A 3,435-nucleotide genomic window follows, 5' to 3' on the forward strand; every position below is an offset into this window, starting at 1 on the left:
GACGATCACGCCGCGCATCATCCGGACAAGGCCGGAAGCATGGCGGTACCGCAGCCGGCGCCAGCCGATGGCATGCCGGCGCAAAGCAGCAGCTCGATGAACGGCATGCCGATGAGCGCCACACCGCCGGCTGACGCATCGGCGGGCGATGACGATCACGCCGCGCATCACCCGGACGCGACTGCCAGCATGCCGGCTTCGAGTGGTGCATCGATGGCCGGTTCCATGGGCGGCATGATGGCCGGTTCCATGGGCGGCATGATGGACGACATGATGCGCGGCTGCCGCGGAGACGAGTGCGGTCGGGATCGGCGCCTCAACAAGCTGCTGTATCCGCAGCTGATGGCGCTGCCGGATCTACCGCCGGAGCGGCGCGCGAGCGTTGAGCAGCTCGCCCACCACCGGATGCACGAAGGGATCCAGCTATTGGCGTCCCTGTCGTCGGAGGCGTCGCACGCGGTCCAGCGCAACGACTACGGCGGCCTGCAGGAAGCATCCGACCGCATGCGCGTGGCCTGGGGCGAATTCGACAGCGGCTTGTCGGCCTACCGCGCACTGGCCGAAGGACAGGCGCCGCGGGGGATCGCGCTGGCGTGGTTCCGGCGCGAGATGAACCTGACCGATCCCCTGACCACGGCCCCGGCGCACGGCGTCTTCGGCCTGTCGGGCTTCCACTACTTCACGATGGCGTTGCTGCTGGCCTTTGCGCTGCTGGCCGCCTGGATGTACGTGGCGCGAACCCGACGCACGAATGCGGTCCTCGCCACGTTGCGCACCGGGGCACCGGTGCCTCCGGCCCCCGCCGCTGCGCCTCGTTCCGGTGTGGCGCCGGCCCCCGCGGCGTCCGTGTCTCCGGGCGTGCCGGCCGAGGGCGAGCCGCAGGCACGCGCACCCGTGTCCACCATGGGCGGCTGGGTGGGCAAGCTGCGGGTCGCACGCGTCTTCCAGGAGACGCCCAAGGTCAAGACGTTTCGGCTGGCGCCAGTGGAGGGCGTGGGTGCGCTGCCGTTCGAGTTCGAGCCCGGCCAGTTCCTCACGCTTTCGGTGCATTCAGGCGGGAACCAGGTCAAGCGCTCGTATTCGATCGCTTCATCGCCATGCTGCCACGGCTGGTGCGACCTGACGGTCAAGCACGAAAGCGGCGGCATCGTCTCGGGTTACCTGCACGAGCAGGTGAAGGAAGGCGATCTCCTCGATGCGTCCGGCCCCTACGGCCGCTTCACCTTCCGCGGCGTCGAGTCCGACAGTGTCGTGTTCCTGGGCGGCGGCGTCGGCATCACGCCGCTGATGAGTTCCATCCGCTACCTGACCGACCAGAGCTGGAACGGCCGGATCGACCTGGTCTACGCCTGCAAGGACCTGGAAAGCGTGATCTTCCGCGACGAGCTGAACCAACTCGCCCGCCGGCATCCGAACCTGCATGTGTCCATCGTGCTGAGCGACGAGTCATCGGCGGCATGGACCGGCCCGCGTGGGTTCATCACCGCCGAACTGCTGGGGCAGATTCCGCAGATCCGTTCGCGCCGCATCCACTTGTGCGGTCCGTCGGTGATGATGGACGCGGTCCGCAACGAACTGGGCAAGCTGGGCATCGACCTGGCGTCGGTTCATTCCGAGCTGTCCCTGAGCCCCTCCAGGACAGTGCCTCCCGGCCTGGAGGTGTCGGCGGACGACACGGCGACGGCCGTCACCTGCAGCTTCGAGCGGTCCGGAAAAAAGGCGCCGCTGGCGGCCGGCCAGACCGTTCTCGAGGCCGCCGAAGAGGTCGGCGTTCCGATCGAATATGCCTGCCGGCAGGGTTACTGCGGCCTCTGCAAGATCAAGCTGCTGTCGGGCGAGGTCACCATGGACGTGGACGACGGTCTGACGCCACTCGATCGTTCCTCGGGCGTGATCCTGGCCTGCCAGGCGAAAGCGTCGGCCGATATCTCGGTGGATGCGTAGATGCGCAACCAGGATCGCATCATCGCGACGATCATCTTCTCGATGCTGGTGGTCCTGTGGCTGGGTTTCCTGGTGCACCGCTCTTCCTTCTTCGCCGGAAGCCTCCTGGGTGGCGTGTTCGGCGTCGTAGGCGCGGCGTTCATGCTCGTCCCGCTCACCTACACCGTAATCAAGCGCAGCGCTACGCTGCGCCGCGCATTCACCAGGAAGCATGGCTTCGGCGCATTGCTGCAGGCGCACGTCTATTTCGGCTTGGTAGGCGCGCTGTTGGCCATCCTCCATAGCGGGCACAAGTTCCAGAGTGCGCTCGGCGTCGCGCTGACGGCATCGATGCTGCTGAGCGTGCTCACTGGGTTCATCGGCCAGCATTACCTGCGCTACGTCGCGGAGAACATCCGCGAGAAGAAGGCGCAGATCGACGGGCTGTGGCGCCTTCTGGATGGGCAGTACTGGGCCTACGCGCAAGGACCAACAGCGGGCGTTGCCGGTACGCCCAAGGCCAGCGCCGAACTGCTGCCACTGGCATCCGCCGCCGCCGATCTGCAGTACTCGATCCAGTTCCAGGAGCGGGTGCGCAGGCTGTTCAACGCCTGGCTGTCGGCACACATCGCGTTCTCGATCATCTTCTATCTTCTGCTGGCGTTGCATATCTGGGCTGGCATCTACTTCGGGTTGCGGTGGTTCAGATGAGTCGAAAGGGAAAGATCCTCGCCGCGCTGCTCGCGGTCCTGGCGCCGGTGTCGGCAGTCGCACTGTGGACATACCTTCCGCAAATGCAGCGCGCCGCGACGTGGCAGAACATGGCCTCTCCGGGCCCCCTGTCCAGCGCACATGCGTTTCTCAAAGAGGACTGTGCGGCGTGCCACACGCCGGTGAAGGGCGTGGAGGACGCGACTTGCGTGGCCTGCCATGCAAACGAGACCGTCCTGGTCCAGCGACAACCGACGGCATTCCATGCCGACATCGCCGGCTCGAACAACTGCGTGGCCTGCCACAAGGAACACGACGCCGGCCGCAGCCTGCGTGGTATGGACCATGCGGCTTTGACCGACATCATCGTGCGATGGCTCGATCGGGCCCCGGAGGGTCATGAGGGGGCGGTGCTGCTCGCGCACCTCAAGGCACACCGGCCCGAGGCGCTGCCGGGCAACCTCTCGCTTGCCAACGGCATGACTTACAAGGAGACGCTGCTGGACTGTGCGAGCTGCCACAAGACCACCGACCCGCACGTCCAGGTCTTCGGAAACGACTGCGCGACATGCCACGGCACGACCACATGGTCGATTGCCGAGTACCGGCATCCACCGCCGAGTTCCACCGAGTGCGGCCAGTGCCACCTCGCGCCGCTCAGCCACTACAAGGAGCACTTCGGAATGATGTCCAAGCCGATAGCGGGTGTCAGGAATGCGGAACCTGAGCAGTGCTATCTCTGCCACCAGACCACTTCATGGAACGACATCCGGGGTGTGGGGATCTATGATCACCATTGAC

3 protein-coding genes are annotated in these 3,435 nt (G+C 66.0%); all 3 read left to right on the forward strand.

Annotated features, from left to right (window positions below; all coding sequences use genetic code 11):
* The coding region (locus ACIY1X_RS25605) for a 2Fe-2S iron-sulfur cluster-binding protein (RefSeq protein ID WP_399686288.1) at positions 1 to 1,944 on the forward strand (1,944 nt) is incomplete at its 5' end.
* Positions 1,945 to 2,634 (forward strand): hypothetical protein, encoded by a 690-nt coding sequence (locus ACIY1X_RS25610; RefSeq protein WP_003292130.1) that lies wholly within the window; start codon positions 1,945 to 1,947, stop codon positions 2,632 to 2,634.
* On the forward strand, positions 2,631 to 3,434 hold the full coding sequence (locus ACIY1X_RS25615) for a cytochrome c3 family protein (protein ID WP_014159572.1): 804 nt from the start codon (positions 2,631 to 2,633) through the stop codon (positions 3,432 to 3,434). Before ACIY1X_RS25610 ends, ACIY1X_RS25615 begins: the two co-directional genes overlap by 4 nt.
* Position 3,435: the final 1 nt, after the last annotated feature.

The organism is Xenophilus sp. (assembly GCF_044462705.1).
Taxonomy (GTDB): domain Bacteria; phylum Pseudomonadota; class Gammaproteobacteria; order Burkholderiales; family Burkholderiaceae_C; genus Xenophilus; species Xenophilus azovorans.